The sequence below is a fragment of the Shewanella sp. MSW genome, from assembly GCF_007636515.1.
Classification (GTDB): Bacteria; Pseudomonadota; Gammaproteobacteria; order Enterobacterales; family Shewanellaceae; genus Shewanella; species Shewanella indica.
On record NZ_LVDR01000017.1, the window covers coordinates 76,034 to 100,458 of the forward strand.

The window sequence follows — 24,425 nt, forward strand, 5'->3', positions numbered from 1 at the left end:
AATCAGGCGCAGCTTGCCGAGGCGAGTGCTAGCGGCAATACACTGCCGATTTGTGCCATGGTGCCGCCACTCAGCGCAGCAGCGCTCGGCGATCCGGCCTTTGCCGCCTGCCACAAAGTCAAGTACGCCTATTATGCCGGCGCCATGGCCAACGGTATCGCCTCCGAAGATCTGGTGATTGCCCTCGGCAAGGCCGGCATTCTCTGCTCATTCGGCGCCGCCGGTCTGGTGCCCGCCCGAGTGGAAGCCGCCATCAGCCGAATTCAGGCAGCTCTGCCAAGCGGGCCCTACGCCTTTAACCTGATCCACAGCCCCAGCGAACCGGCACTCGAACAAGGCGCGGTCGAGCTCTACCTCAAACACCGGGTGCGTACGGTCGAAGCCTCGGCCTTTCTGGCGCTGACCCCTCACATAGTGAGATATCGGGTGGCCGGACTGAGCCGGGACAGTGACGGCAACACCCTAATCGCCAACAAGGTGATAGCCAAGGTGAGCCGCACCGAAGTCGCCGCCCACTTTATGGCGCCGCCGCCGGAGAAAATCCTCCAGCAGCTGCTGAGCCAGGGATGGATCACCGAACTGCAGGCCGAACTTGCCCGGCAGGTGCCCATGGCCGACGACATTACCGCCGAGGCAGACTCCGGCGGTCATACCGACAATCGTCCTCTGGTTACCCTGCTGCCCACCATTATCGCCTTGCGGGATAAAATGCAGGAGAAATACGCCTACCAAGAACCTATCCGGGTTGGAGCGGGTGGCGGCATAGGCACGCCGGATGCCGCTTTGGCGGCCTTCAATATGGGCGCCGCCTTTATTGTTACCGGCTCTATCAATCAGGCCTGTATCGAAGCCGGTGCCAGCGAGCACAGCCGTAAGCTATTGGCGACAGTGGAAATGGCCGATGTCACCATGGCACCGGCCGCAGATATGTTTGAGATGGGCGTCAAGCTGCAAGTGGTAAAACGCGGCACCCTCTTCCCCATGCGGGCCAATAAACTGTACGAAATTTACAGCCGCTACGACTCGATAGAGGCCATTCCGGCCGATGAGCGCCAAAAGCTGGAAACTCAGGTGTTTCGCGCCAATCTGGATGAAATCTGGCAAGGCACGGTTGCCCACTTTATGGCGCGGGATCCCGAACAAATTCGCCGCGCCGAAGGCAATCCAAAGCGCAAGATGGCGCTTATTTTTCGCTGGTATCTGGGGCTATCGAGCCGCTGGTCCAACACAGGGGAAAGCGGTAGGGAGATGGATTACCAGATCTGGGCCGGGCCGGCACTGGGCGCCTTCAACGCCTGGGCCAAGGATAGCTACCTGGATGATTACCGTCAGCGCCGCGCCGTGGACTTGGCACTGCAACTGCTCGTAGGCGCCGCCTATCAAAACCGGGTCAACCAGCTGCGAAGCCAGGGCATAGCCCTGCCATCCAGCCTGGGCCATTATCGGCCGCTGAAATCGCTGGACTGATAAGAAGCGAATCTTGATGCAAAAAGGCCAGAGGCAAGTTAATAACCTACCTCTGGCCTCAGTCACCATCAATCGAGCGAGTATGCCGTTAGAATGAATGGATTGAGCGACTTGTCAAACTGAGCTTACTGTTCCGACTGAAGCTCAGTCGCTCAGAACAACAGTCGCCACCGCATAGTGACGTTCATCGGCAATGGATAATAGTGCCCGCTTGGCGCCCAGTGTTTCCAGGCGTTGGCCCGCCCCATCACTGAATTCAAGCTGGGGCGCACCATCGGCATTGTTGCTGATATGAATATGCTGAAACGAGACTCCGCGGCCGATTCCGGTTCCCAGCGCCTTGGCAGCCGCTTCCTTGGCCGCAAAGCGCTTGGCAAGAAATCGCGCCGGGTCGCTCAACGTCTGAAAGCGGGCATATTCGGCCTCGGTCAGCACCCGTTTGGCCAGCCTATCTCCGCCCCGCTCCAACTGAGCCTCAATGCGGGCGATTTCCACTATGTCGGTACCCAGTCCCAGCACAGCCATTACTCGCCTCTGCGACCTTCCAACATGAGTTGCTTCATATCTCTGACCGCCTTGTCCAGGCCGTCTATCGCCGCCCTGGCTATGATGGCGTGACCGATATTCAGCTCATGCAGCTCGGGAATGGCCGCTATCGGCTTCACATTATGATAGTGCAGCCCGTGCCCTGCGTTGACCACCAGGCCCTTGCCATGAGCATAGGCCGCCATTTCCGTGATACGGGCCAACTCCTCGCTCTCCTCTTCAGCGCTGTGGGCGTCGGCGTAGCGGCCGGTGTGAATTTCTATCACGGGCGCACCCACGGCAACGGCAGCATCTATCTGCTCACGGTTGGCATCGATAAAGAGAGATACTTTAATGCCCTGCTCGGCCAAACGTTTAACCGCAGCGGCGATTTTAGGCTGCTGACCGGCAACGTCCAAACCGCCCTCTGTAGTAAGCTCCTCACGTTTTTCCGGCACCAGACAAACATAGGCAGGCTTAACCTCACAGGCGATATCCAGCATCTCTTCGGTGACCGCCATTTCCAGATTCATCCGGGTCTTGAGCGTCTTGGCCAGCAGATAGACATCGCGATCCACTATGTGGCGTCTGTCTTCACGCAGATGGATAGTGATCCCCTCAGCGCCGGCGTGCTCTGCCACGGCCGCTGCATGCACAGGATCCGGGTAATGGGTGCCACGCACCTGCCGCAAGGTGGCGATATGATCTATGTTCACCCCTAACAAGATTCGATTCATCTGTAACTCCTTGATAATTCCTGGAATGCACCGGCCTGTTCGGCGGTATAAAAGCAGTTTCTATTCTCTGCCCATTGTAACGGCAGCATTTGAAAAAAGCGGGCTGAAGAGCTCATTTATCCCCTCGGTTTTGCGGCTGTGGCTCCCTTGGCAAATTTCCCCCCCGGCGGGCAAACAACTGCCTGCTGAGCAGTGGCTTATCGCCGAGCAGTGGCCGGAGCAATTGCCGGGTCAAGGCTTTGGCGGTTTGCCAATCCTCTTGCCGAAGGCGATTTTCAGCCAATGCCAACAGAGTGCTTCCCGGTAGCGCCTCTTGCCGCTTGGCATCACCAACAAAGGGGATGAACCCCTGTTCGGGAATGAATCTGTAGCAGCCATCAGCTTGGATATCGGCGCCATCGGCATCCTTCAGCAATGAGGGCATGCAGCCAAGCTCGGATAAGAGTCTGAGCTCGAAATAGCGCAGTGTTGTCTGCTCAAAGCCCTTGGCCAGCGCCAGCAGGCTCTGATGATAACTGAAAAACAGCGCTTCGCCACTCTGGTGGTTACCAAGTACCCGCACCAAGAGTTCATTGAGGTACATGGCCGCATATAAAGCGTCCCCGGACAGGGGCACTGCCGGGGACGCACTTTCAATTTGAGTCAGGGTTCTGAGGTCGCTGCGGCCAGTCAGTTGGAACAGCAGCGGCTGAAACGGTTGCACTATGCTCTTTATCGAGCGCTTGCCACTGCCGACTCTGGCAACGGCGTCGACCCGACCAAGGCCATCCACCAACAGGTTCAACAACATGCTGGATTCCCGATAGGGCCGGGCGTGCAGCACATAGCCTCGCAGCATAGTCGACCTCAGTCTTCGCCGTAACCCAGACTGCGAAGGGCACGTTCATCATCGGCCCAGCCCGACTTCACCTTGACCCAGACTTCCAGGAACACTTTGTTATCAAATAATTGCTCCATGTCCTTGCGGGCCTCGGTGGCGATAGTACGAATTCGCTCGCCCTTCTTGCCGATCACCATGCGTTTCTGACCGTCACGTTCAACCAGAATAAGCGCATTGATCTGATAGACGCCATTCTCCATCATCTTGAACTGCTCGATTTCCACCGTGGCATCATAAGGCAGCTCATCACCAAGAAAACGCATCAGTTTTTCACGGACGATTTCAGAGGCCATAAAGCGTTGTGAACGGTCGGTAATATAGTCTTCCGGGAAATAGTGCACGCTCTCGGGCAGTGATTCTTTCGCCAGCGACATCAAGCGGCCAACGTTGGTACCCGACTTGGCAGAGATGGGCACAATTTCATCGAAGGCATATTTCTGCCCCAGGGCTTCCAGGTGCGGAAACAGTGTCTCTTTATCCTTGATATAGTCGACCTTGTTCACCGCCAGCACTGTCTTGCGCTCATTGCCGCCATGACGCAGCTTATTGAGCACCATTTCGTCATCGGCGGTCCAGTTGAGACCATCGACCACAAAGATCACCATGCAAACATCGGCCAGCGAGCTGGCGGCGGCGCGGTTCATCAAACGGTTGATGGCGCGCTTTTCCTCTATGTGCAATCCAGGGGTGTCGATAAAGACTATCTGCGATGGACCTTCGGTGTGGATCCCCATGATCCTGTGGCGGGTGGTTTGCGGCTTACGGGAGGTGATACTCACCTTTTGGCCGAGCAAACGGTTGAGCAAGGTGGACTTGCCGACATTGGGGCGACCGACTATGGCCACCATACCGCAGTAAGTGACATCATAGGCGGGTGTCGGTGACGGCTGGTTCATCTTGGCCAGCAGTTCATCCAGGCTCGGCTCCTGGGCCGGTACCTCTGGGATCTTACTCATTTTTTCAGTAACTCCAATATCCCAGCAGCGGCTTGCTGCTCGGCTTTTCTACGTGAACTGCCGGTACCGGATACGGCTTGATCCAGCTCTTCGATACGACATTCTACGGTAAAGGTCTGATCGTGCGCCTCGCCGGAAACCGCCACCACTTTATACTCAGGCAGAGGTTTCTTATAACCCTGCAGGTATTCCTGCAGCTGGGTCTTGGCATCTTTCTGGCTGACCCCGGGTTGAATCGCCTTCAGTCGCTGCTGGTACCAGCTCAAGAGCAGTGGTCGACAGGTTTCCAGATCAGAGTCCAGGTAGATGGCGCCTATGATGGCCTCCACTGCATCGGCGAGAATGGATTCGCGGCGAAAACCGCCACTCTTGAGCTCGCCTGGACCCAGGGTCAGATAGTCACCCAGCTTAAACTCCTTGGCGATTTGCGCCAGGGTATCACCGCGTACCAAGGTGGCACGCATCCGGCTGAGATCGCCTTCGGTCGCCTTGGGGAACTGATGATACAGGGCATCGGAAATCACTATCGACAGGATAGAGTCTCCGAGAAACTCCAACCGCTCGTTATGCTTGTTGGCCGCACTTCTGTGAGTCATGGCCTGCTCCAGCAGTGCCATTTTATTGAATTCATACCCCAGAGTACGACACAGACGGGCAAAATTCTTCACAGGTTCTCTCACTTCAAACCACCTACACGCTCAAAACGCACACCGCTTGGCACCCAGGTAGGTAACCAATCCTGAGGCTGGCGCTCAAACTCAAAACTTATCCAAATTGCCACAGCCTTACCTACCAGATTCGCTTCGGGTACAAAGCCCCAGAAACGGCTGTCGGTACTGTTGTCGCGGTTATCGCCCATGGCAAAGTAGTGACCTTCAGGTACGACAAACTCCCCTTGGGCAAAGCCTGGCTCACGGTAATAGAAGGCCGATGGCTCAGGGCGGGCCGGGTTAATCAGAATATCGTGAGTCACCTCACCCAGTTGCTCGCGAAAACGCAGCAGATCCACGCCATCATCCTGGAACTCGCCTTTATTGACCGGTGCTCTCAATACCAGTTTAGGACCTGGACAAGGTTGTTGCTCTTTACAGGCCTCCTGAATATAGAGTTCCTTGTTGCGATAGATGATCTTATCGCCTGGTAAACCGATAACCCGCTTGATGTAATCGACCCGCTCATCTTTAGGGTATTTAAATACTATGATGTCGCCGCGCTCCGGCTCGCCGGTTTCCACCAGCTTGCTGCGCCATACAGGATCTTTCAGGCCATAGCTGAATTTTTCCACCAGAATGAAGTCACCCACCAGCAGTGTTGGCATCATGGAGCCGGAAGGGATCTGAAACGGCTCATACAAAAAAGATCTCAGGATTAGCACAAAGGCTATCACAGGGAAAATGGACTTAGAGGTTTCCACATAACCTGGCTCCTGGATAATTTTTTCAGTGACTTCATCGGTCAGGGTGCCATTTTGCGCTTGGGCCAGTGCCAGTTTAGCCTGACGCTTGGGGGCCAGCACAAAGGCATCGAGCGCCCAGATAAGGCCGCTGACCAAGGTCACCAGCACCAGAATAATGGAAAAATAGGCTGCCATTGGTTATTTAACTCCTGCCTTGTATTAAATTGGAATAAGTCTTGTCAGCTTTAGGGAAGGTGCGAACAAGTCCTCGTGGCACTCTGGCTTACACAGCAATTGGCGTTCAAGGCATCTGACTGAAGGCATGCCGGGGCCTGCCAAAGGCGGATAACGCAGAGAGCCGGTTGCTGTGCAAGCCCCGAAGGGCGTGGCTTACAAGCCTGCCTGCTGTGTTGTGCTTCTTGCAAAGGACTAGGGCCATTTGCTGCGAACCACGCCTTGCATCCAGGCCTGTAAGCCGACGCAGAGCACACATGGGACTTATTCGCACCTTCCTTAGTTAGTTTACCCATATTTGCCGTTCCAGGGACAGGTCTCCCCTTAAACTAACTAAAGCGCCGCAAAATGCGGCGCAAATGAGATGTTGCTATCCAGGGCGCCGCGGCGCCACAGGATCACTCGTTCAGTTTCAATACCGCCAGGAAGGCTTCCTGTGGAACTTCCACGTTACCGAGCTGCTTCATCCGTTTCTTACCTTCTTTTTGCTTCTGCAGCAGTTTCTTCTTCCGGGAAACGTCACCACCGTAACATTTGGCGGTTACGTCTTTACGCAGTGCTTTCACGGTCGAACGGGCCACAATCTGACTGCCCACTGCGGCTTGGATTGCAATATCAAACATCTGCCGCGGGATCAGTTCTTTCATCTTCTCCACCAGAGCAATACCACGGTGGCGTATGTTGCCCCTGTGGATGATCATCGCCAGTGCATCGACCCTATCGCCATTGATCAAAACATCCAAACGCACCATGTCGGCTGCCTGGAAGTAGACAAAGTTATACTCGAGCGAAGCATAGCCACGACTGGTGGACTTAAGCCTGTCGAAAAAGTCCATCACGACTTCAGCCGCCGGAATATGATAGGTCAGTGCCACCTGGTTGCCGTGGTAAACCATATTCTTCTGTACACCGCGTTTTTCAACACAGAGAGTGATCACATTGCCCAGGTAATCCTTGGGCACCAGAATATTGGCTTCGACAATAGGTTCACGCATCTCTTCGATATAGTTGAGTGCCGGCAACTCCGATGGGTTATCCACATAGACAACATCGCCATTGGTCAGCTCAACTTCATACTCTACAGTGGGTGCCGTGGTGATCAGATCCAGGTTATATTCCCGCTCCAATCGCTCCTGGATGATCTCCATATGCAGAAGTCCCAGATAACCAATACGGAAACCAAATCCCAGAGCAGTGGAGTTTTCCGGCTCAAACTGCAGTGAAGCATCGTTCAAGCTCAGTTTATTCAACGCATCACGGAAGTTTTCATAGTCGTCGGTAGAGATGGGGAACACACCAGCGTATACCTGAGGCTTCACTTTCTTGAAGCCCGGCAGCGGTTTTTCCGCGCCGTGTTTGGCATGGGTCAGGGTATCCCCCACGGGGGCCCCGTGGATCTCTTTGATACCGGCAATAACAAAGCCTACTTCACCGGTTCTCAGTTCAGTTTTTTCTTTCTGCTTGGGAGTGAAAATCCCCACCTTGTCGGCGTTGTAAGTCTGGCCTGTGCTCATGACCTTGAACTTATCGCCCTTCTTGAGCACGCCGTTCTTGATCCGCACCAGGGACACAACCCCTTGGTAGCTGTCGAACCAAGAGTCAACAATCAGTGCCTGCAGAGGCCCTTCCGGGTCACCTTCCGGTGGTGGGATTTGTGCCACTATGGTTTCCAGCACTTCGTCTATGCCGATACCTGTCTTGGCAGAGCAGCGCACTGCATCTTTGGCTTCAATGCCAACTATATCTTCAATCTCGGCCGCCACCCGCTCGGGTTCAGCCTGTGGCAGGTCAATCTTGTTGAGTACAGGAACAACGTCCAGATCCATTTCCAGCGCGGTATAACAATTCGCCAGTGTCTGGGCCTCAACCCCTTGACCGGCATCAACTACCAGCAAAGCTCCTTCACAAGCCGCCAGCGAGCGGGAAACTTCATAGGAGAAGTCAACATGCCCTGGGGTATCGATGAAGTTCAACTGATAGACTTCACCGTCTTTGGCCTTATAGTCGAGTGTCACGCTCTGGGCCTTGATGGTGATACCGCGTTCGCGCTCCAGATCCATTGAATCCAGCACCTGAGCAGCCATTTCACGGTCGGTTAAGCCGCCACAAACCTGGATAAGGCGATCTGAGAGGGTAGATTTGCCATGGTCGATATGGGCAATAATCGAAAAGTTTCTAATATGTTTCATTATGCTGCAATGACTAAATTCTAATGGGAGACTGTGCTCAAAGGTGCGAAATTGTACCCGATTGCTGGGCCAATACCAATTAGATTCACACTTTGAGCCTGTGTGGGAATGACGGAATTAGTGGCACTTGCTTTCTGAAGCGGCCTCCATTACTTGGCCAAGATTGGCGAGAATGACGGGTTGAGCCCGGTTTTCAATCCTGCGCGCCTGAGACTTGCCCAATTTCCAAGCCAGCAAAACAAAGATGATCGCCATGAATATGGCCCCTCCATCTGTACTGAACCCGGCAAGCGAGGCAATAAAGCGCCCAAGCAAGCCGCCTAAAAACAGCCCGGCCAAAGGCAGCATGTAAACCAGCATTGCCGCTTTGAGCACTACGCTTTCCGGCAAGCCTAAGCGCAATAGAGTGCCTTCTGGATAAGTTTCAGTACTGGGCAGAGAAAACTCCTGCAGCCGACTGCCAAACGCCTTGGCAACCGCAGAAGTACCACAGGATTCGCTACTGGAGCAGTGATTGCAGGCGCTCTTCAATTCCACTTGCACCTTGACCCAACCGTCACTGTCTGTGCCTATAACCTTAGCCACCTGCTCCATCATAACCCTGTCCTCACTCCAGTCTTAAACCCGAAGCGATACGGATAAGCGTTTGTGTTGGCACCTTACCGACAGCAACCACTTCCAGGTTACCGACTCGGTCGGCCGCCATGGAAAGGCCATTACGGGTCATCAGCTCTTCCGGCATAGGCGCGTCACCGGCGCGGGCGACGTAGACAGAGATATTGCTGAAGCCATCGGTCAGGGCTATGTATTCCACCGGCTCATGGCTGCCAATCAGGCGATGGTGATCACGAACCACAACTTGAAAACCGGGCGGCAGCCAATCGAACTGCCAATTCTGGCCATCTGCACGCTCTGAGGAGTTCATCACCGCAGGCCATTCCTGCTTGTAGGCCTCCACCAGCAGAGGTGCGGTCTCTTGCAGTTCTATCAATTCGATGACTAACAACTGCTCCAGCAACTGCTTGTCCTGATTCAGCATGTCATAGCGCAGCGGCAGGAAGGTTTCCATATCCATCCACACCTGAAAACCATAGCGGTATTCATCATTGGGCAAAATACGGATCATCTGTCCTGGACGGCCGGCGATACGGCTACGCCCCCCCAACACCAATTGATATCCGGCCTCGATATTGCCGCTGTCACCGAAGAAGGCCGCTGGCATCACTCCTTGAATACGCTTGGCATTAATACTATAGGCGGGCTGTTCGTGTTCGATAAAGGTCACTATATTACCGACACGAACCGCATTTTTCGGCGGCCCATTGAGGTGTTCGAGAAAGGCCACTTCCTCACCGTTGACTTTACCGTGCAGGTATACCAAAGGCCGAATATTATCGGCCTGAAGTTGGATGAGCGAAATCTTGTATTCTTTTTCGCGCAAAGCCTGACTCATTTTTTCAAGCCAGGCTTTGGCGGACATATCATCCTGCGCGAAGGCAGGCACTGCGAAGGCCAGAAGGGCCAAGAGGAAAAGGCGCAAGAGATTTCCTTAACGATTCATAGGAACAGGAACGACCTCACTATTGTTATCCATAACCACACCGGCATTCAATCTCTGTTGCAACATATGATCCTGAATATAGCTGTTAATCCTGCGACGTTGCTCAATCAACTGCTCATTGGTATACCCCTGTGGCTGCTGAACCGGTCCGGTTTGCAGGCTAACAGGTGAAGCACTGCCCACCAATGGACGGGTAATAAGCACTGGGGATGCAGGATCCTGGCTTTCAGGTGTCTGGTTGTAGTTCTGAACACCAACAATGGCAACCATGGCAACAGTGGCCGCAATCGCATACTGGCCAAACTGTTTGAACATGGGAATCACTCTACCGCCGGAAGCAAGCTGACGTTGGGGCTCAACGTCCTCAGGTACCTGAGTTGAGGTGACAGGCGCAACAATCGCCGGCTCCTTGTCGATAGCGGCCGCAATACTGGCGGACAGATCCAAGGGGATAGCAGAAGGCAACTCGCCACGCATGGCATCACCGATAAGATGATAGTTACGCCACTTGTCGTGAGAAGCAGTGTCACCAGCCAGTTCTGCCAGCGTCTGAGCGTCGGTTTCGCCGTCCACTGCCGCAGAAACCCACTCCTGACCTAATTTATCCATTACTCACCTGTCTCTATTAAAGGGTCATCTTTCCAGCAAAGGCTGGAGCTTCTTATCGATGGCTTCCCGGGCGCGAAAGATACGGGATCTCACAGTACCTACAGGGCAATCCATCACATTGGCAATATCCTCGTAGCTCATACCATCAAGCTCACGCAAGGAGATAGCCATCTTTAACTCTTCCGGCAGCGATTCGAGAGTGTCGAAAACAGTCTTCTTTATCTCGTCTGAAAGCATCAACCGCTCAGGAGAGGCGAATTCTTTCAGGGCATCACTGCCATCGTAAAATTCGGCTTCATCGGCATCAACATCGTTCGCAGGTGTTCTGCGCCCCTGTGACACCAGATGATTCTTGGCCGTATTTACTGCTATTCGGTACAACCAGGTATAAAAGGCACTCTCACCGCGGAAATTAGGTAACGCCCGATAAGCCTTGATAAAAGCTTCTTGCGCCACGTCTGCTACATCAGCCTGATTCCGTACATAACGGGATATCAGATTGATGACCTTACTCTGGTACTTTTGTACCAGCAGGTTAAAAGCGTTTTTATCGCCACGTTGTACGCGCTCAACCAGTTGTTGATCACTTATTTGTCCACTCATCCGAGCCGACTTCTCCCAAATCTTATAATGCTGATTTCTCAGTCGCTCGAATCATATTCACTTATGTAGACTAGCGTGCTTCGAAAAAGTTCTGATGTTTTGCAAAAAATGTACTGCGAATAACCTGAGCTGAGTTGTATCCATCCCTTGCGAGTTGGTTTACCATAACCGAACCCCCAGTCACATCTCATGATACCCGATGAAACAAGTAGTTGAACACCAATCTGACGTCCTGGTCATAGGCAGTGGTGCAGCGGGCTTGACTCTCGCCCTTCACCTGGCTGAAAAAACCAAAGTCATTTTACTCTCCAAAGGTCCTCTCAACGAAGGCTCGACCTATTATGCCCAAGGGGGCATAGCCTCGGTTTTCGACGAGGAGGATACCATAGAATCCCACGTGGCCGACACCTTGGTCGCCGGCGCCGGACTCTGTGATGAAGCCGTGGTAACCTATACGGCCGAGAATGCCCGCGCCGCCATGCAATGGCTGATTGAATGCGGTGTTGCCTTTGATAAGGAAGAAAACCCCGATGGCAGCATCAATGACAGCGCCTACCATCTGACCCGTGAAGGCGGCCACAGCCACAGACGTATTCTGCACGCCGCCGATGCCACCGGCAAAGAGGTACAGACCACACTGCAGGAGATGGCCCAGGCCCACCCCAATATTCTGGCGCTTGAGCGTTACAACGCCATAGATTTGATCACCACCCGTAAACTGGGCCGTCCGGGCAACCGGGTATTGGGCGCCTATGTCTGGAACCGTAACCTTGAGCAGGTGGAAACCATCAAGGCTAAGTTTGTCGCGCTGGCGACCGGCGGCAGTTCCAAGGTTTACCAGTACACCTCTAACCCGGATATCGCCAGTGGTGATGGTATTGCCATGGCCTGGCGTGCCGGTTGCCGGGTAGCCAACATGGAATTCAATCAGTTCCATCCGACCTGTCTATACCATTCAGATGCCCGTAATTTCCTGCTGACCGAAGCCCTGCGCGGTGAAGGCGCCTATCTGCGCCGTCCCGATGGCAGTCGCTTTATGCCTGACTTCGATGAACGCGCCGAACTGGCGCCCAGAGACATTGTAGCCAGGGCCATAGACTATGAAATGAAACGCCTCGGCGCCGATTGCGTCTATCTGGACATCAGCCACAAGGATCCTGAATTTGTCATCAAGCATTTCCCCACCATTTACCAGCGCTGCCTGGACTTAGGGATAAATATCACCAAGGAACCTATCCCTGTGGTGCCTGCCGCTCACTATACCTGCGGCGGGGTAATGACAGATTTTCATGGCCAGACTGATCTCAATGGTCTCTATGCCATAGGTGAAGTGGCTTATACCGGACTGCACGGCGCAAACCGCCTGGCGAGTAACTCCTTGCTGGAGTGTCTGGTATTCGCTCGCGCCGCTTCGACCGATATTCAAAGCCAACTAGGTAAAATTGCCATGCCCGGTAATATCCCGGCCTGGGATGAAAGCCAGGTGTGTAACTCGGATGAGGAAGTGGTTATTGCTCACAACTGGCACGAGCTGAGACTCTTTATGTGGGATTATGTCGGCATTGTACGCTCAGACAAGCGTTTGGAGCGGGCCCTGCGCCGCTGCGCCATGCTACAACAGGAGATCCAGGAGTATTACAGCAACTTCCACGTCACAAACAACCTGCTGGAATTACGCAACCTAGTGCAGGTGGCCGAGTTGATCATCCGCTGCGCCATGGCCCGTAAGGAAAGCCGCGGCCTGCACTGTAATATCGATCATCCGCAGAAACTGGATAATCCGCAGCCTACCATTCTGCAGCCGGAGTAACTGGGCTGGAATCAGTTTAGTTAGCGGACTTTGAGCGCTGCAACAATAGACGACACAGATGACGATAGTCTGTGTCGTCAAACATATCGGCAAACAGCCAGCAACGCCCGCAGTTATCCTCCCCCTGATAAGTAAAAGTCACCACAAAGGGGCTGACCCAAGGTTTGCCACTGAGCTTAAAACTCGAACCGGGTACGAACTGTCCTTCACCCAAATCATTGAGCCAGAAACAGAGTTGCCAGCGGCGCAAACGCAACAGCGCAAGGCCAAAGCCTGCCAGCATTAGCAGTAAACATAGGTATTTGAACGATAAATAAAAAGGATAATCCAACGCCGGCCAGGCAAAAAAGCTGCTCAGGCAAACAGCAGCCAGCACAGTTAGACTCAGATACTGGCTGAAGGAAGAACTGAGCTGAAATCTATGGCGCTGCCCGACCACGAACGCGCACTACCATCTGTGCCAGTTGCGGATCCGGACATTGCTCATGCCCCATAAACCAGGCAAACAGTTCCGGGTCTTCACACTCAAGCAGACGAACAAACAAGGCCTTATCCTCAGGACTCAGAGTCTCGTAATGCTGTTCCACAAAGGGTTGAAACAGTACATCAAGCTCCAGCATACCACGGCGACATGCCCACTTTACCCTGGGGGTACTCATCAAGTCAGACACCTATCATGCTCCAATCAAGAATTTTGTCGCAAGTTTACATTCTGGCGTCAGCGCTGTCGAATATCCGCCTTAATCATCCACTCGTATCAGAACTGCTGCACCTGAAGATCACGACCGGCGAATAGCTCACCAAAATCGGTTTCCAGCAAACGCTGCACCGCCGGATGCTGGATCATTCGCTCGGCAAACATCACATGATATTCCTCTTTGATCTCCATGGTTTCACCGAGCAGACGTATGTTGTGCTCGAGAATATCCTGCTGATAGATGGAGGGGGCGACAAATATCCCCTTACGGAAGTAGCCAAAGGCCTTCATCATAGCCGCATCGTCGAACTCGCCGAGAATCGTGACATTAAGGCGTTTCTCATCAAACCAGCGATAGAGCTGCTGGCCCAGGGAAGTGCGCCGACTCGGGATCAGCAGGGGCCCCTCTTCCAAACATTCAGGAAAGCCACTTTTGAACTCCTGCGCCGAGAAGAAGGCAATACCGCACTCACCCAGTTTCTTGGAAAGAATTTCCGGATATTTGAGAGACTCACCGGCACAGTCCGACAGTATCATATCCAGCTTGTGTTCTCTGAGCCTGGCCATCAAACTCTCGTGAGTCGATTCATAACAGGCAAGATGCATGGAGCTATTGGCTGGGATAACCGACATCAAAACTCGACTAGCCAACGCCTTGGAGAGAGCATCGGCAATGCCCACCTCGAACAGAATGGACTCATCCTTGCGATAGTTGAGCACATCGAGCATCTCATAGGAGAGGCTGAACATTTTATCAGCGTAGCGAAACACCAACTCGCCCAATTCAGTGGGGGCCAGATTACGCCCCACCCGCTTGAACAGACTCCCCTTAAGCCTTTCTTCCAGAGTGCGTATCTGGCCGGTAATGGTTTGTGGGGTTAAACAGAGTGTCTCGGCAGCCTTGGTCACTGAGCCTTGCTTATGCACCATCCAAAAGTAATACAGGTGGTTATAGTTCAAATGAGACATAGGCTGCCCCGACTCCTTACTTCAAACGCTGACAGTCCAGCAAATTATTCACGGCAAGCTGCAGTGTCTCTATATCCTTGACCTCGCCGCTTTCAAAAGCTTCGCTGATCCCCTGTACCAGTTGCTCCCTATCCGGGATCCTCTCCAGGCAATACTTGCGATTGGCTTCCTGAAAACGCTTACCACCCCGATATTTAAGCGCGCGGGCTTCATAACCGTTGCTGTCCAGGCGGGCACCTACCGCCTGAGGCTTATACATAAGCGCACCATCAACAACACCCTCAAGGTAACTCTGACACAGGACAGCTTCCTTGTCTGCAACACAGGCTTCTATCTGTGACGCCTGAACCAAAGGGGCTAAGCCCGCCAGAATGAGTCCTGCCATTATGCTTGTTTTCATTCCTTTTCTCCTTTTTCAGGTAACACTTTTGACAGCCAGAAATAGCCCACGACTGCCGCCAACATAGATCCGATCAGGATCCCCAACCTGGCCAAATCGCTATAGACAACGCCACCATGTTCAAATGCCAGCGAGGCAATAAACATCGACATGGTAAATCCTATACCGCACATCACAGCCACAGGCATGATATGGCGCCAGGCAATGCCCTCAGGCAACTCTGCCAGACGCAACTTAACTGCAATAAAACTGAACAACACCACACCAATCGGCTTACCGAGCAACAGACCCAAAGCGATCCCCAGAGGTACAGGCGATACCAGGCTCTCCAGCGACATACCGCCCAAGGCTACCCCGGCGTTGGCAAAAGCAAATACCGGCAGGATCAGGAAAGTGCTCCAAGGGTGCAGCGTATGCTCCAAATGCTCGGACGGTGAACCACCTTGCTTGTCGCGCAGCGGAATACAGAAGGCGATGATCACCCCGGCCAAAGTGGCATGAACCCCGGACTTGAGTACGGCAACCCAAAGAATGGCCCCAAGCACGCCATAAGCGCCAAGCGCAGTTACACCGCGGCGGTTCAGAATAATCAAACCTATAACCGCAGCAGCAGCAATCACCAGGCTTATCATCGACAGATCACTGCTATAGAACAGCGCAATAATAACGATTACACCCAGGTCATCTATGATTGCCAGCGCCAATAAAAACACCTTGAGCGCAACAGGAACCCGGTTGCCTAAAAGTGCCATTATCCCCAGCGCAAAGGCGATATCGGTCGCGGCCGGAATAGCCCAGCCCCCCTGGGTCACAGGGTCATTGGCATTAAACAGCAGATAGACTGCGGCCGGAACAAGCATGCCGCCTATAGCAGCAAAAGTGGGTAGAGATGCCTTGGAAACGCTGGACAGCGCTCCCTCAAGTAATTCACGCTTAACTTCAAGACCGATCAACAGAAAGAACAGCGCCATCAAACCATCGTTGATCCACAACAGTAAGGGCTTGTTGATATCCAGCGCCCCGAGACGCAACTGCATCGGGGTATCCAAAAAACCTTGATAAACGCCGGCTAGTGGTGAATTAGCCAAGACCATTGCCAAGGCTACAGCAATCAATAACAAGATGCCGCCGGCAGATTCCTGACTCAGGAAATTCCGAAGTGCCTTTTCCATACTAAACTCCCAAAAACATAATTGATTTGAGTGTAGTAGATGGATTTAGGTAAGAATAATCGAAAGTTTCTGCGAAACACCTCGAAATATACGAGGTATTTCGCTAAAAAACTGTTTTTAAATGGCAACTGGTGCTTTGATATGAGGGTGAGGATCGTAACCTGACAACTCGAAATCTTCGAATCGGTAGTCAAAAATAGACTCAGGCTTGCGAATAATTTTCATTTGTGGCAGAGACTTGGGTTCACGACTGAGTTGCAGCGCCGTTTGTTCCATATGATTGGAATAAAGATGGGTATCACCGCCGGTCCAGACGAAATCGCCCAATTCGAGATCGCACTGCTGCGCTACCATCATGGTCAACAGCGCATAACTGGCAATATTGAACGGCAGCCCCAGGAACACATCACAGCTGCGCTGATACAGTTGACAAGACAACTTGCCATCGGCCACATAAAACTGGAAGAAGGCATGGCAAGGCGCCAGCGCCATCTTGTCGAGCTCGGAGACATTCCAGGCGGAGACAATCAAACGTCTGGAGTCAGGTTGTGATTTGATCTGTTCTATCACCTGGGTAATCTGATCGATATGACCGCCATCGGGCGTTGGCCAGCTACGCCACTGAGCGCCGTAAACCGGTCCCAGATTACCGGATTCATCGGCCCACTCATCCCAAATCGTCACTTTATTTTCATGCAGGTAAGCAACATTGGTGTCCCCTTTCAGGAACCAGAGCAACTCATGAATAATGGAGCGCAAATGGCACTTCTTGGTGGTCACCAAGGGGAACCCCTTACTGAGGTCAAAACGCATCTGATAGCCAAATACAGAGCGGGTTCCCGTGCCGGTACGGTCAGTTTTTTCGGTACCGGCATCTAAAATATGTTGCATTAAATCAAGATATTGCTGCATTACTGCTTGTCCTTCACCACGCCGGCCTGCGGCGCATTACGCATTAACAGATAGAGTCCAAAGAGGATCATGGGCACTGACAGTATTTGCCCCATGGTCAAAAAGCCCAAATAAAGCCCGAGTTGAGCATCCGGCTGCCTGACCGTTTCCACTATGCAGCGGAAGATACCATAGCCGAGCAAAAACATCCCGGACACGGCTCCGGTCTTGGGACTGCGTTTGCTGAACCATTGCAGTAAAATAAACAGCGCAACGCCTTCGAGGGCAAATTGATACAGTTGTGAAGGATGACGAGGCTCAGGGCCACCGGAAGGAAACACCATGGCCCAAGGTACATCTGTCACCCGGCCCCAAAGCTCACCATTGATAAAGTTACCCAAACGCCCGGCCCCCAAGCCGATAGGTACCACAGGGGCCACCATATCCGCCACCGCAAAGAAGCTGCGCTTCTGTTTCCAGGCGATGTAGAGCATGGCCAGAATAACCCCCATCAAACCACCATGGAAAGACATGCCGCCTTCGCTGATCTTAAATAGGTACAAGGGGTCGGCAATAAAGTAATCCAGATGGTAAAAGAGCACATAACCTATGCGGCCCCCCAGGATCACCCCGAGAAAGGCATAGAACAGCAGATCAGAGACCTGCTCGCGGCTCCATAACCCCTTGGATCTGTCAGCCATACGGTTGAGCAGTATCATAGCGGCCAAAAAGCCCAGCAGGTACATGAAACCATACCAACGCAAAGCCGGTTCAAAAGTCTGGCCGAACAGCTCAAAGGGGCCAAAAGAGACGATCACAGGATCAATATTGGGAAATTCTAAAGCCATAACAGAAAGACGATTCCTAAATTAACCAAGGCGCAGATCAGGCCAGAATAAGTTTAAGACCCACAACAACCAATAAAAGTGCAAATATTTTCTTCAGTACAGGCGTCGGCCAGGTGCTGGCCGCTTTGACCCCCACAGGCGCAACCAACATTGAGGAAGCAATAATACCCAGCAAAGCCGGCAGATAGACATATCCCAAAGTACCACTTGGCATATCAGGGGCATTCCAGCCTGCGATAACATACCCTAAACTGCCCCAAAGGGCGATAATAAGGCCGGTAGCCGATGAAAAACCCACCGCCTGACGCATCTGCAACCCACACCAAGTGAGGAAAGGCACCAAGAGCACCCCACCGCCTATCCCCATCAAGGCGGCAATAATGGCAATCATCGCCGAGACGATAAGCAACACGGGAAATGGCGGCAAGCCCTCTTTCGCTGATGGACGGAAAGGAAATGCCATCTGGGCGGCCATTAGAATAACAAACACGGCAAAGGCACGGCGCAGATCATCGGCCGGGATCAACTCGGCAATAAAACCCGAACACAAGGCCCCCAGTGCCAGACCCGGCAACATGGATTTAAACAGCGGCCAAGGAATATTGCCGCGGCTGTGGTGGGCGCGGGCGGATGAAAAAGAGGTCAAAATAATGGCCGCCAACGAAGTAGCAATGGCGACATGGGGCAACTGCGCGGCAGGAACCCCCACCTTGGGTAAAATATATAGCAGCGCCGGCACCACGATAAGACCGCCGCCTATCCCCAACAAACCGGCCATAAAGCCGACAAAAGCTCCCAACGCCAGACAAACACCAAATACCCAGAGAAATGCGTCCACAGAGGTTCCTTAATTCTTGTTGTTATTCCATACCCGACATAGCAGGTTCAATTGAGAATGGCTGCCAGTTCTCTTTGCCCCAAATAATCGTGCACCAGTTGTCGCACTTCGTTGCCGCTTTTGAGTGTCAATGCCTCGGCCAATAACTGCTCGAGTTCATCGCTGCGCACTCGCCGCAGCAGATAATTTATTCTGGCCAAGCTCCCCTGGTTCATACTCAAGCGGTTGTAGCCCATAGCAACCAGCAGCAAGGCACCACCGGGTTCACCGGCTAACTCGCCACAGACACTGGCACCGAGGCCATATAGACGGCAGGTCTCCCGCGCCTGTTTCAGCGAACGCAATATCCCCGGATGATAACTGTCAAACAGGGCGCTGACCCTGGGGTTGTTGCGATCCACCGCCAACAGATATTGGGTCAAATCGTTGCTGCCGACCGAAACAAAATCGACCCGCTTGGCAACTTCATCCAGTTGAAACAACAGCGCCGGCACCTCCAGCATAATGCCCACCTTGGGTCTTTTCAGCTCAGGATTCACATCCGACTTAAGCTCGGAATAAGCCTGTTCGATATATTCAAGCGATTGATCTATCTCATCGAGATTACTGACCATGGGCAGCAGAATATGCAGCTGCTCGCCGCTGCCGCTGGCCTGGAGCATGGCGCGAATTTGCACCAGAAACAGCTCTGGATGGTCCAGCGACAAACGAATGCCACGCCAGCCCAAAAATGGGTTTTCCTCCTTGATGGGGAAATAAGGCAAGGGTTTGTCTCCGCCCACATCCAGGGTGCGCATCACCACGGGGCGCCCCGATGCCGCCTCCAACACCTGGCGATACACCTTGACCTGCTCAGACTCGCTGGGAAAACGCTGCTGCAACATGAAAGGGATTTCGGTGCGATATAGCCCAATACCATCGGCGCCTTCGGCAATTTCCGAGGCCAAACCACTGAGTAAGCCGGCATTCATGTATAGATGAATACGTTTGCCATCGACCGTCTCGGCCGGCAGGTTCAGTTCTCTGGCGTATTGCCGCTGTAACGCTCTCTCGGCGGACAACAAACTGCGGTACTCACCGACCACGGCTGGAGACGGCGACACCATCAGCTGACCGCGGGTGGCATTGAGCACCAAAAGCTTCTTGTCGATATCGGCAGCCAAAACCTGGTCGACCCCTGTGATGGCCGGCACACCCAGCGCCCGGGCCAGAATAGCAGCATGGGAGTTGACCCCGCCAAGTTCTGTCACTATTCCGGCCAACTTTTGCCGCGGAAACTCGGCCAGCAAGGTGGTATCAGCTTCACGGGTCACCAGAATAACCGGCTTATCGGCATTGAGCTCCAACCGTTCCGGCTCAATCAACTGGCGCAGCACCTTCTGCCCCAAGTCACGGATATCGCTGGCCCGCTCCTTGAGATAGGGGTCTTCCATCGCCATAAACTGGGTGATATAACGCAAAGACACGCGGCTGACCGCCGACTCGGCGCACCAACCCGCAAGCACTTCATCGCGATATTCGCCCCCAAGGCTGGCCTCTTCCAGCAAGAGCTGCAGCGCCGAGAAGATAGACACCACCTCTTCATCCTGCTCGCGGTCAAAACGCTGTGCCAGGGTGCTCAGAGTGTTACGGCAACGCTCGATTGCCGCCTTGAGGCGTTCAAGCTCATTGGGGATATCTGTTGCGGTTTGATCCGGCTGCTCCAGGGATATCTGACCACCCAGCACCAAAGCATGGGCAATGGCGATACCATTGGAAGCCGGTGTGCCCTGAAACAGGATTTGCAGCTGATCTTCCTTGACGCTGGCCTTTTGTTTGAGGCCGCGAATAGCCATGGCCAACTGCGCCGCCAGCGTCATAAGAAAAGCTTCTTCCCCTTCGCTGAACTGACGGGCACTGGGCTGCTGCACCACTATGACGCCAAGCAACTGTTTCTGATAGATAATAGGCGCGGCGAGAAAAGCTCGATATTCCTCTTCAGCCACTTCGGGAAAGAGTTTGAATCTGGGATGTGCTCTGGCATCGGCAAGGTTGATGGCTTCTTCACGCTCAGCAACCAAGCCCACCAGACCTTCGGTCAACGGCATGCGAACCTGGCCAACGGCACTGGGCTTAAGACCATCAGTGGCCGAGAGGACCAACTCATTTTTATCCAGAATATAGATAGAACAACACTGAGTGCTCATGGCGGCCTTTATCTGGCCGACCAATAGCTCAAGGGCAGCCTCAAGATCCCTTGCGGCCGCAACTGCCTGAGTAATATCCCTGAGCGTGTTTAACACCTGTTCCCCCTTTCGATATCAAACCTCAGCCTGCTGCTCTTTGTCGTCCCCTTCGGCGTGAAGGCTCCCGGGTCTGCAATGCCAGAGCCGTGGTGGCGAACTCTTTCATCACTTTCCGGTAGACGTCACGTTTAAAAGATACGACCTGACGCACAGGGTACCAATAACTGACCCAGCGCCAGTCATCGAATTCAGGATGGCCGGACGAATTCAAGTTAACGGCACTATCCTGACTCTTGAGCTGCAGCAAAAACCATTTCTGCTTTTGACCGATACAGACAGGCTTGCTGTCTTGGCGCACCAAACGCTTTGGCAATCTGTATCGCAACCAGGAGCGGGTGGATGTTAATATCTGCACATGTTCCGGCCTGAGCCCGACTTCTTCATACAGCTCTCGATACATGGCATCTTCGGCGGATTCACCGTCATCCAATCCCCCTTGGGGAAACTGCCAGGAGTGCTGACCAAAACGCCTGGCCCACATTACTTGGCCAAATCTGTTACAGATAATGATGCCCACATTTGCGCGAAAACCGTCGCTGTCAATCACATGGACTCCGAAAAAGCGATAAATTTCAATGATTCGATTGTTTCACAATCCCACGTCGGCAGCAATTCTCTATTTACGGCTTTTTCTTTGGATAATCAAATAAGCTTTTCCACTTTATCAACAATTAACCATCTCTGCTTGAGTGGATATCCACAAAAACTGTGGATATCTCTGTTTGAAACTCGGCTGAACTTCTGGAAACGCTGCTTTTTACAACCTTCCCCTCCTAATTGACAAAGACACAAACCCAACAAAAACACTTAAAATACATAATGATACAAGGCGCAAAAACGAATACAACCACAACCAAACCACCAATAGTACACTTTTTAACCCGCACTCGATCAGAAGCAATTTCTCGGCAATGTCACAAAACTTTATTCACACCCTACGGACAAAAACTCGACTTTCAAGCTGAAAAACAGCGTCAAAACCCGGTTGACACCGACCATTATTTGTTTTATTGCGGCCATAATTGTTCAGTTATCCCAAAATGCTGTGGATAAGTTTGTTGGCAACACAGGGGAAATCGGCGAGTAACTCAGGAAATCCATTCCCCTATAGTTGAAGATGAAAACTTTAGTCAATAAAAACATAATGATAGAGAAATTAATTTTGGGGATGACTTCACCCGACATCGCAATGAGCATTTTTTGCACAAACTTGTTATCCAATCCCGCTCAGGTAAAATCAACGCCATGAAAACCAATATCTTGCCGCCAAGCTCCTTGGCACAACTGCTAAAGCGCGCCGACGATATCGCCGGGCTGACTCTGGGACAGCTCGCCGAATCTTTAGGGGTAGCCGTGCCCAAAGACTTTCGCCGTGATAAAGGCTGGACCGGACAACTACTGGAGCTGGCATTGGGAGCGACCGCAGGCTCCAAGCCCGAACAGGACTTTCTGCACCTTGGGGTAGAACTGAAGAGCATTCCAATAGATGAACGCGGTATGCCGCTGGAAACCACCTATGTCTGTGTCGCGCCGCTAACCAATATTTCAGGACTGCGCTGGGAGCAGAGTCTGGTGTATCACAAATTGCAGCGGGTACTGTGGATCCCGGTTCAGGGGGACAGGGATCTTCCCCCGGGTGTCCGACGTATCGGCTCGCCGCTTTTATGGGAACCAAGCGTCGAGGAAGACAGGCTATTGCGCCAGGATTGGGAAGAAATCATGGAGCTTATCAGCATGGGCAAGGTCAGCAAGATCACGGCCAGGCACGGTGAAGTATTACAGTTAAGGCCAAAGGCGGCCAACAGTAAGGTGTTAACCGAGAGTATTGCCGAGGATGGCAGTATCCAGATGACCAACCCCAGGGGCTTTTATCTCAAAACTCAGTTCACAAAAGGGTTACTTGAGCGCTTTTTTGGCTGATATCGCCTCTAATCGGCACTTGCCTTGATTAAGATCACAATTACCACTGGAAATCAGAGGGGTATATTCTATAAACTAGCGCATCCTGAGAAGGCCCGTTAATTTAGGATAGAAGTTACCCCGTGAGAGCGCGTCGCCAGGCCAAAAAGCTTCTGTTTGCCATAATGGCATGGACAGTAGCTATGGCAGCTTTTGTATTTTTTCGCTATGCCCAAACCACTGAGCTACCTCAGTGGGCTGTCGGCTCGGCGGATCTCGCGACGCTGGCCGCCTACATGGGAATTATTTTCGGTAGCTTGCACTGGATGTCAAACCTGATAGCCGACTTCAGTGCCATCAATCGCCTGCCCTATGTCTTCTCCGTCATCTTTAAAGGGCTGTTTCTGCTCTTGGGTGCCACCACTTTGGCTTATATGACCCAGTACCTGAATATGTGGGCCATAGAGAACCATATGGCAACCTTGAGGCAGATGCTGACAGTGCATATCCTCTATAGTCCCTCATTCCAGGCGTTAATTATTTATCTGGTGGTAGTCAGGGTCGGGCTCGCCTTTATTGAACAGATGGGACTACTGGTAGGCCCCAGGATCCTGTTAAACATAGGTCTGGGTAAGTATCACAAGCCCAGATATGAACAGCGGCTATTTCTCTATCTCGATATGGTAGCTTCCACTACCCATGCCGAATCTCTGGGGGATTACCGCTTTGCCCGGCTGATACAGGACAGTTTCAGCTTGCTTTCCGATACAGTCACCAACAATGATGCCGAGATCTATCGTTACATGGGTGATGCCGTGCTCATCCATTGGCCGCTGGAAGACGGCATCATTAACGACAGATGTATGAATATCTACTTTGAATTCAGCCAGCAGCTCAATTGGCAGCGACGCTATTTTGAAGAACACTATGGCTTTGTCCCCAAATTCAAGGCGGCGGCTCACTGTGGCCAAGTGGTTGCAGCTGTGGTCGGGGTGCAAAAACAGGAGATCAGCTTCTTCAGCGACGTGCTCAACACCCTAGCGCGACTACAGGATCAGTGTAACCCCTTAGGACAAAGGATGCTGCTCTCCGGCGCGCTGGTAGCTAGGCTGGAAAATGATGACAGCGAGTATCAGCTCACCAATTTAGGACCGGTCAAGTTAAAGGGTAAACAACACTCCATTGAAGTGTTCGGGGTTAAACCAAAACAAGGCAATCAGTCATAAAAAACAGCCTATTAAGGGCTAAATTTTAAGTGGCAACGCCCTTTCAGTAGGTACAGAAGCACATCCAGCAAACAGCATAGACACACAAAAAATCAATAACAGTTTAAATTTCATTCTACACCTCACAAGACAACTAATTGGTAGTGTTCATAAATCTGTGTCATTTGAGTAATATACACCCAAAAGGATATTCAAATGACCAAACCTACATTTGACATGGAAGCCGCCATTGA

General features: G+C 52.6%; 24 protein-coding genes and 1 pseudogene. 4 read left to right on the plus strand and 21 right to left on the minus strand.

Annotation, left to right across the window (positions count from 1 at the left end; translation table 11 throughout):
- Window positions 1-78: 78 nt before the first annotated feature.
- Window positions 79-1,467 (plus strand): annotated as a pseudogene (locus AYI96_RS16540) (PfaD family polyunsaturated fatty acid/polyketide biosynthesis protein); the annotation flags it as partial.
- A gap of 144 nt (window positions 1,468-1,611) precedes the next feature.
- Here AYI96_RS16540 and acpS read toward each other — a convergent pair.
- The 11 genes from acpS to rpoE all read right to left on the minus strand — a co-directional run bounded on the left by acpS (window position 1,612) and on the right by rpoE (window position 11,157).
- Window positions 1,612-1,992 carry a holo-ACP synthase gene (gene acpS, locus AYI96_RS16545; protein ID WP_144362019.1) on the minus strand — a complete coding sequence of 127 codons (381 nt, stop codon included), beginning with the start codon at window positions 1,990-1,992 and terminating at the stop codon, window positions 1,612-1,614.
- Window positions 1,992-2,729 (minus strand): pyridoxine 5'-phosphate synthase, encoded by a 738-nt coding sequence (gene pdxJ / locus AYI96_RS16550; protein WP_071477137.1) that lies wholly within the window; start codon window positions 2,727-2,729, stop codon window positions 1,992-1,994. The genes acpS and pdxJ overlap by 1 nt, the downstream gene beginning before the upstream one ends.
- Window positions 2,730-2,841: 112 nt before the next feature.
- On the minus strand, window positions 2,842-3,567 hold the full coding sequence (recO, locus tag AYI96_RS16555; protein ID WP_144362020.1) for a DNA repair protein RecO: 726 nt from the start codon (window positions 3,565-3,567) through the stop codon (window positions 2,842-2,844).
- Window positions 3,568-3,575: 8 nt separating this feature from the next.
- On the minus strand, window positions 3,576-4,565 hold the full coding sequence (era, locus tag AYI96_RS16560; RefSeq protein ID WP_144362021.1) for a GTPase Era: 990 nt from the start codon (window positions 4,563-4,565) through the stop codon (window positions 3,576-3,578).
- Window positions 4,562-5,245, minus strand: coding sequence for a ribonuclease III (gene rnc, locus AYI96_RS16565; protein ID WP_144362022.1), 684 nt, complete (start codon window positions 5,243-5,245; stop codon window positions 4,562-4,564). The genes era and rnc overlap by 4 nt, the downstream gene beginning before the upstream one ends.
- Window positions 5,242-6,156 (minus strand): signal peptidase I, encoded by a 915-nt coding sequence (lepB, locus tag AYI96_RS16570; protein ID WP_025887849.1) that lies wholly within the window; start codon window positions 6,154-6,156, stop codon window positions 5,242-5,244. Before lepB ends, rnc begins: the two co-directional genes overlap by 4 nt.
- A 437-nt stretch (window positions 6,157-6,593) precedes the next feature.
- Window positions 6,594-8,384: a translation elongation factor 4 gene (lepA, locus tag AYI96_RS16575; protein WP_101053493.1), complete on the minus strand. Its 1,791-nt coding sequence runs from the start codon at window positions 8,382-8,384 to the stop codon at window positions 6,594-6,596.
- Between the two features lie 117 nt (window positions 8,385-8,501).
- Window positions 8,502-8,981 carry a SoxR reducing system RseC family protein gene (locus AYI96_RS16580; protein ID WP_144362023.1) on the minus strand — a complete coding sequence of 160 codons (480 nt, stop codon included), beginning with the start codon at window positions 8,979-8,981 and terminating at the stop codon, window positions 8,502-8,504.
- A 10-nt stretch (window positions 8,982-8,991) separates the two neighbouring features.
- Window positions 8,992-9,924, minus strand: coding sequence for a MucB/RseB C-terminal domain-containing protein (locus tag AYI96_RS16585; RefSeq protein WP_039034204.1), 933 nt, complete (start codon window positions 9,922-9,924; stop codon window positions 8,992-8,994).
- A gap of 9 nt (window positions 9,925-9,933) precedes the next feature.
- Window positions 9,934-10,554 carry a sigma-E factor negative regulatory protein gene (locus AYI96_RS16590; protein WP_039034203.1) on the minus strand — a complete coding sequence of 207 codons (621 nt, stop codon included), beginning with the start codon at window positions 10,552-10,554 and terminating at the stop codon, window positions 9,934-9,936.
- A gap of 24 nt (window positions 10,555-10,578) precedes the next feature.
- Window positions 10,579-11,157: an RNA polymerase sigma factor RpoE gene (gene rpoE, locus AYI96_RS16595; RefSeq protein ID WP_144362024.1), complete on the minus strand. Its 579-nt coding sequence runs from the start codon at window positions 11,155-11,157 to the stop codon at window positions 10,579-10,581.
- Between the two features lie 199 nt (window positions 11,158-11,356).
- Here rpoE and nadB point away from each other — a divergent pair, with 199 nt between their 5' ends.
- The gene (nadB, locus tag AYI96_RS16600) at window positions 11,357-12,967 is read left to right on the plus strand and encodes an L-aspartate oxidase (RefSeq protein WP_144362025.1); all 1,611 of its coding nucleotides are present in this window, start codon (window positions 11,357-11,359) and stop codon (window positions 12,965-12,967) included.
- A 16-nt stretch (window positions 12,968-12,983) separates the two neighbouring features.
- Here the strand turns inward: nadB and AYI96_RS16605 are convergent, their stop codons facing one another.
- The 10 genes from AYI96_RS16605 to rppH all read right to left on the minus strand — a co-directional run bounded on the left by AYI96_RS16605 (window position 12,984) and on the right by rppH (window position 21,614).
- Window positions 12,984-13,406 carry a protein YgfX gene (locus AYI96_RS16605; protein WP_039034201.1) on the minus strand — a complete coding sequence of 141 codons (423 nt, stop codon included), beginning with the start codon at window positions 13,404-13,406 and terminating at the stop codon, window positions 12,984-12,986.
- Window positions 13,387-13,626 carry a succinate dehydrogenase assembly factor 2 gene (locus AYI96_RS16610; RefSeq protein ID WP_028779782.1) on the minus strand — a complete coding sequence of 80 codons (240 nt, stop codon included), beginning with the start codon at window positions 13,624-13,626 and terminating at the stop codon, window positions 13,387-13,389. Before AYI96_RS16610 ends, AYI96_RS16605 begins: the two co-directional genes overlap by 20 nt.
- Before the next feature lie 98 nt (window positions 13,627-13,724).
- Window positions 13,725-14,633: a transcriptional activator NhaR gene (nhaR, locus tag AYI96_RS16615; RefSeq protein ID WP_039034200.1), complete on the minus strand. Its 909-nt coding sequence runs from the start codon at window positions 14,631-14,633 to the stop codon at window positions 13,725-13,727.
- Between the two features lie 16 nt (window positions 14,634-14,649).
- Complete coding sequence (locus AYI96_RS16620; RefSeq protein ID WP_039034199.1) at window positions 14,650-15,033, minus strand: hypothetical protein; 384 nt, start codon at window positions 15,031-15,033, stop codon at window positions 14,650-14,652.
- On the minus strand, window positions 15,030-16,205 hold the full coding sequence (gene nhaA, locus AYI96_RS16625) for a Na+/H+ antiporter NhaA (protein ID WP_039034198.1): 1,176 nt from the start codon (window positions 16,203-16,205) through the stop codon (window positions 15,030-15,032). The genes AYI96_RS16620 and nhaA overlap by 4 nt, the downstream gene beginning before the upstream one ends.
- Window positions 16,206-16,322: 117 nt before the next feature.
- Window positions 16,323-17,117: a thymidylate synthase gene (thyA, locus tag AYI96_RS16630; RefSeq protein ID WP_039034197.1), complete on the minus strand. Its 795-nt coding sequence runs from the start codon at window positions 17,115-17,117 to the stop codon at window positions 16,323-16,325.
- Entirely contained in the window at window positions 17,117-17,944 is an 828-nt protein-coding gene (gene lgt / locus AYI96_RS16635; protein ID WP_039034196.1) for a prolipoprotein diacylglyceryl transferase, read from the minus strand. Before lgt ends, thyA begins: the two co-directional genes overlap by 1 nt.
- A 37-nt stretch (window positions 17,945-17,981) precedes the next feature.
- Entirely contained in the window at window positions 17,982-18,782 is an 801-nt protein-coding gene (locus AYI96_RS16640; RefSeq protein ID WP_039034195.1) for a sulfite exporter TauE/SafE family protein, read from the minus strand.
- Window positions 18,783-18,829: 47 nt separating this feature from the next.
- Entirely contained in the window at window positions 18,830-21,064 is a 2,235-nt protein-coding gene (gene ptsP, locus AYI96_RS16645; RefSeq protein ID WP_039034194.1) for a phosphoenolpyruvate--protein phosphotransferase, read from the minus strand.
- 25 nt (window positions 21,065-21,089) lie between these two features.
- Window positions 21,090-21,614 carry an RNA pyrophosphohydrolase gene (rppH, locus tag AYI96_RS16650; RefSeq protein WP_025010542.1) on the minus strand — a complete coding sequence of 175 codons (525 nt, stop codon included), beginning with the start codon at window positions 21,612-21,614 and terminating at the stop codon, window positions 21,090-21,092.
- Window positions 21,615-22,312: 698 nt separating this feature from the next.
- On the opposite strand from rppH, the gene mutH reads away from it, so the two are divergent.
- Both mutH and AYI96_RS16660 read left to right on the plus strand, forming a co-directional pair.
- Window positions 22,313-22,987, plus strand: a complete 675-nt coding sequence (gene mutH, locus AYI96_RS16655; RefSeq protein WP_039034193.1) for a DNA mismatch repair endonuclease MutH — start codon at window positions 22,313-22,315, stop codon at window positions 22,985-22,987.
- A 122-nt stretch (window positions 22,988-23,109) separates the two neighbouring features.
- Entirely contained in the window at window positions 23,110-24,192 is a 1,083-nt protein-coding gene (locus AYI96_RS16660; RefSeq protein ID WP_039034192.1) for an adenylate/guanylate cyclase domain-containing protein, read from the plus strand.
- Window positions 24,193-24,425: the final 233 nt, after the last annotated feature.

What these genes read in the sequence shown, in the direction of transcription:
- acpS (WP_144362019.1), bottom strand. Translation starts at nt 1,992, where the DNA reads ATGGCTGTGCTGGGACTGGGTACCGACATAGTGGAAATCGCCCGCATT.
- pdxJ (WP_071477137.1), bottom strand. Translation starts at nt 2,729, where the DNA reads ATGAATCGAATCTTGTTAGGGGTGAACATAGATCATATCGCCACCTTG.
- recO (WP_144362020.1), bottom strand. Translation starts at nt 3,567, where the DNA reads ATGCTGCGAGGCTATGTGCTGCACGCCCGGCCCTATCGGGAATCCAGC.
- era (WP_144362021.1), bottom strand. Translation starts at nt 4,565, where the DNA reads ATGAGTAAGATCCCAGAGGTACCGGCCCAGGAGCCGAGCCTGGATGAA.
- lepB (WP_025887849.1), bottom strand. Translation starts at nt 6,156, where the DNA reads ATGGCAGCCTATTTTTCCATTATTCTGGTGCTGGTGACCTTGGTCAGC.
- lepA (WP_101053493.1), bottom strand. Translation starts at nt 8,384, where the DNA reads ATGAAACATATTAGAAACTTTTCGATTATTGCCCATATCGACCATGGC.
- AYI96_RS16580 (WP_144362023.1), bottom strand. Translation starts at nt 8,981, where the DNA reads ATGATGGAGCAGGTGGCTAAGGTTATAGGCACAGACAGTGACGGTTGG.
- AYI96_RS16590 (WP_039034203.1), bottom strand. Translation starts at nt 10,554, where the DNA reads ATGGATAAATTAGGTCAGGAGTGGGTTTCTGCGGCAGTGGACGGCGAA.
- rpoE (WP_144362024.1), bottom strand. Translation starts at nt 11,157, where the DNA reads ATGAGTGGACAAATAAGTGATCAACAACTGGTTGAGCGCGTACAACGT.
- nadB (WP_144362025.1), top strand. Translation starts at nt 11,357, where the DNA reads ATGAAACAAGTAGTTGAACACCAATCTGACGTCCTGGTCATAGGCAGT.
- AYI96_RS16610 (WP_028779782.1), bottom strand. Translation starts at nt 13,626, where the DNA reads ATGAGTACCCCCAGGGTAAAGTGGGCATGTCGCCGTGGTATGCTGGAG.
- nhaR (WP_039034200.1), bottom strand. Translation starts at nt 14,633, where the DNA reads ATGTCTCATTTGAACTATAACCACCTGTATTACTTTTGGATGGTGCAT.
- AYI96_RS16620 (WP_039034199.1), bottom strand. Translation starts at nt 15,033, where the DNA reads ATGAAAACAAGCATAATGGCAGGACTCATTCTGGCGGGCTTAGCCCCT.
- nhaA (WP_039034198.1), bottom strand. Translation starts at nt 16,205, where the DNA reads ATGGAAAAGGCACTTCGGAATTTCCTGAGTCAGGAATCTGCCGGCGGC.
- thyA (WP_039034197.1), bottom strand. Translation starts at nt 17,117, where the DNA reads ATGCAGCAATATCTTGATTTAATGCAACATATTTTAGATGCCGGTACC.
- lgt (WP_039034196.1), bottom strand. Translation starts at nt 17,944, where the DNA reads ATGGCTTTAGAATTTCCCAATATTGATCCTGTGATCGTCTCTTTTGGC.
- mutH (WP_039034193.1), top strand. Translation starts at nt 22,313, where the DNA reads ATGAAAACCAATATCTTGCCGCCAAGCTCCTTGGCACAACTGCTAAAG.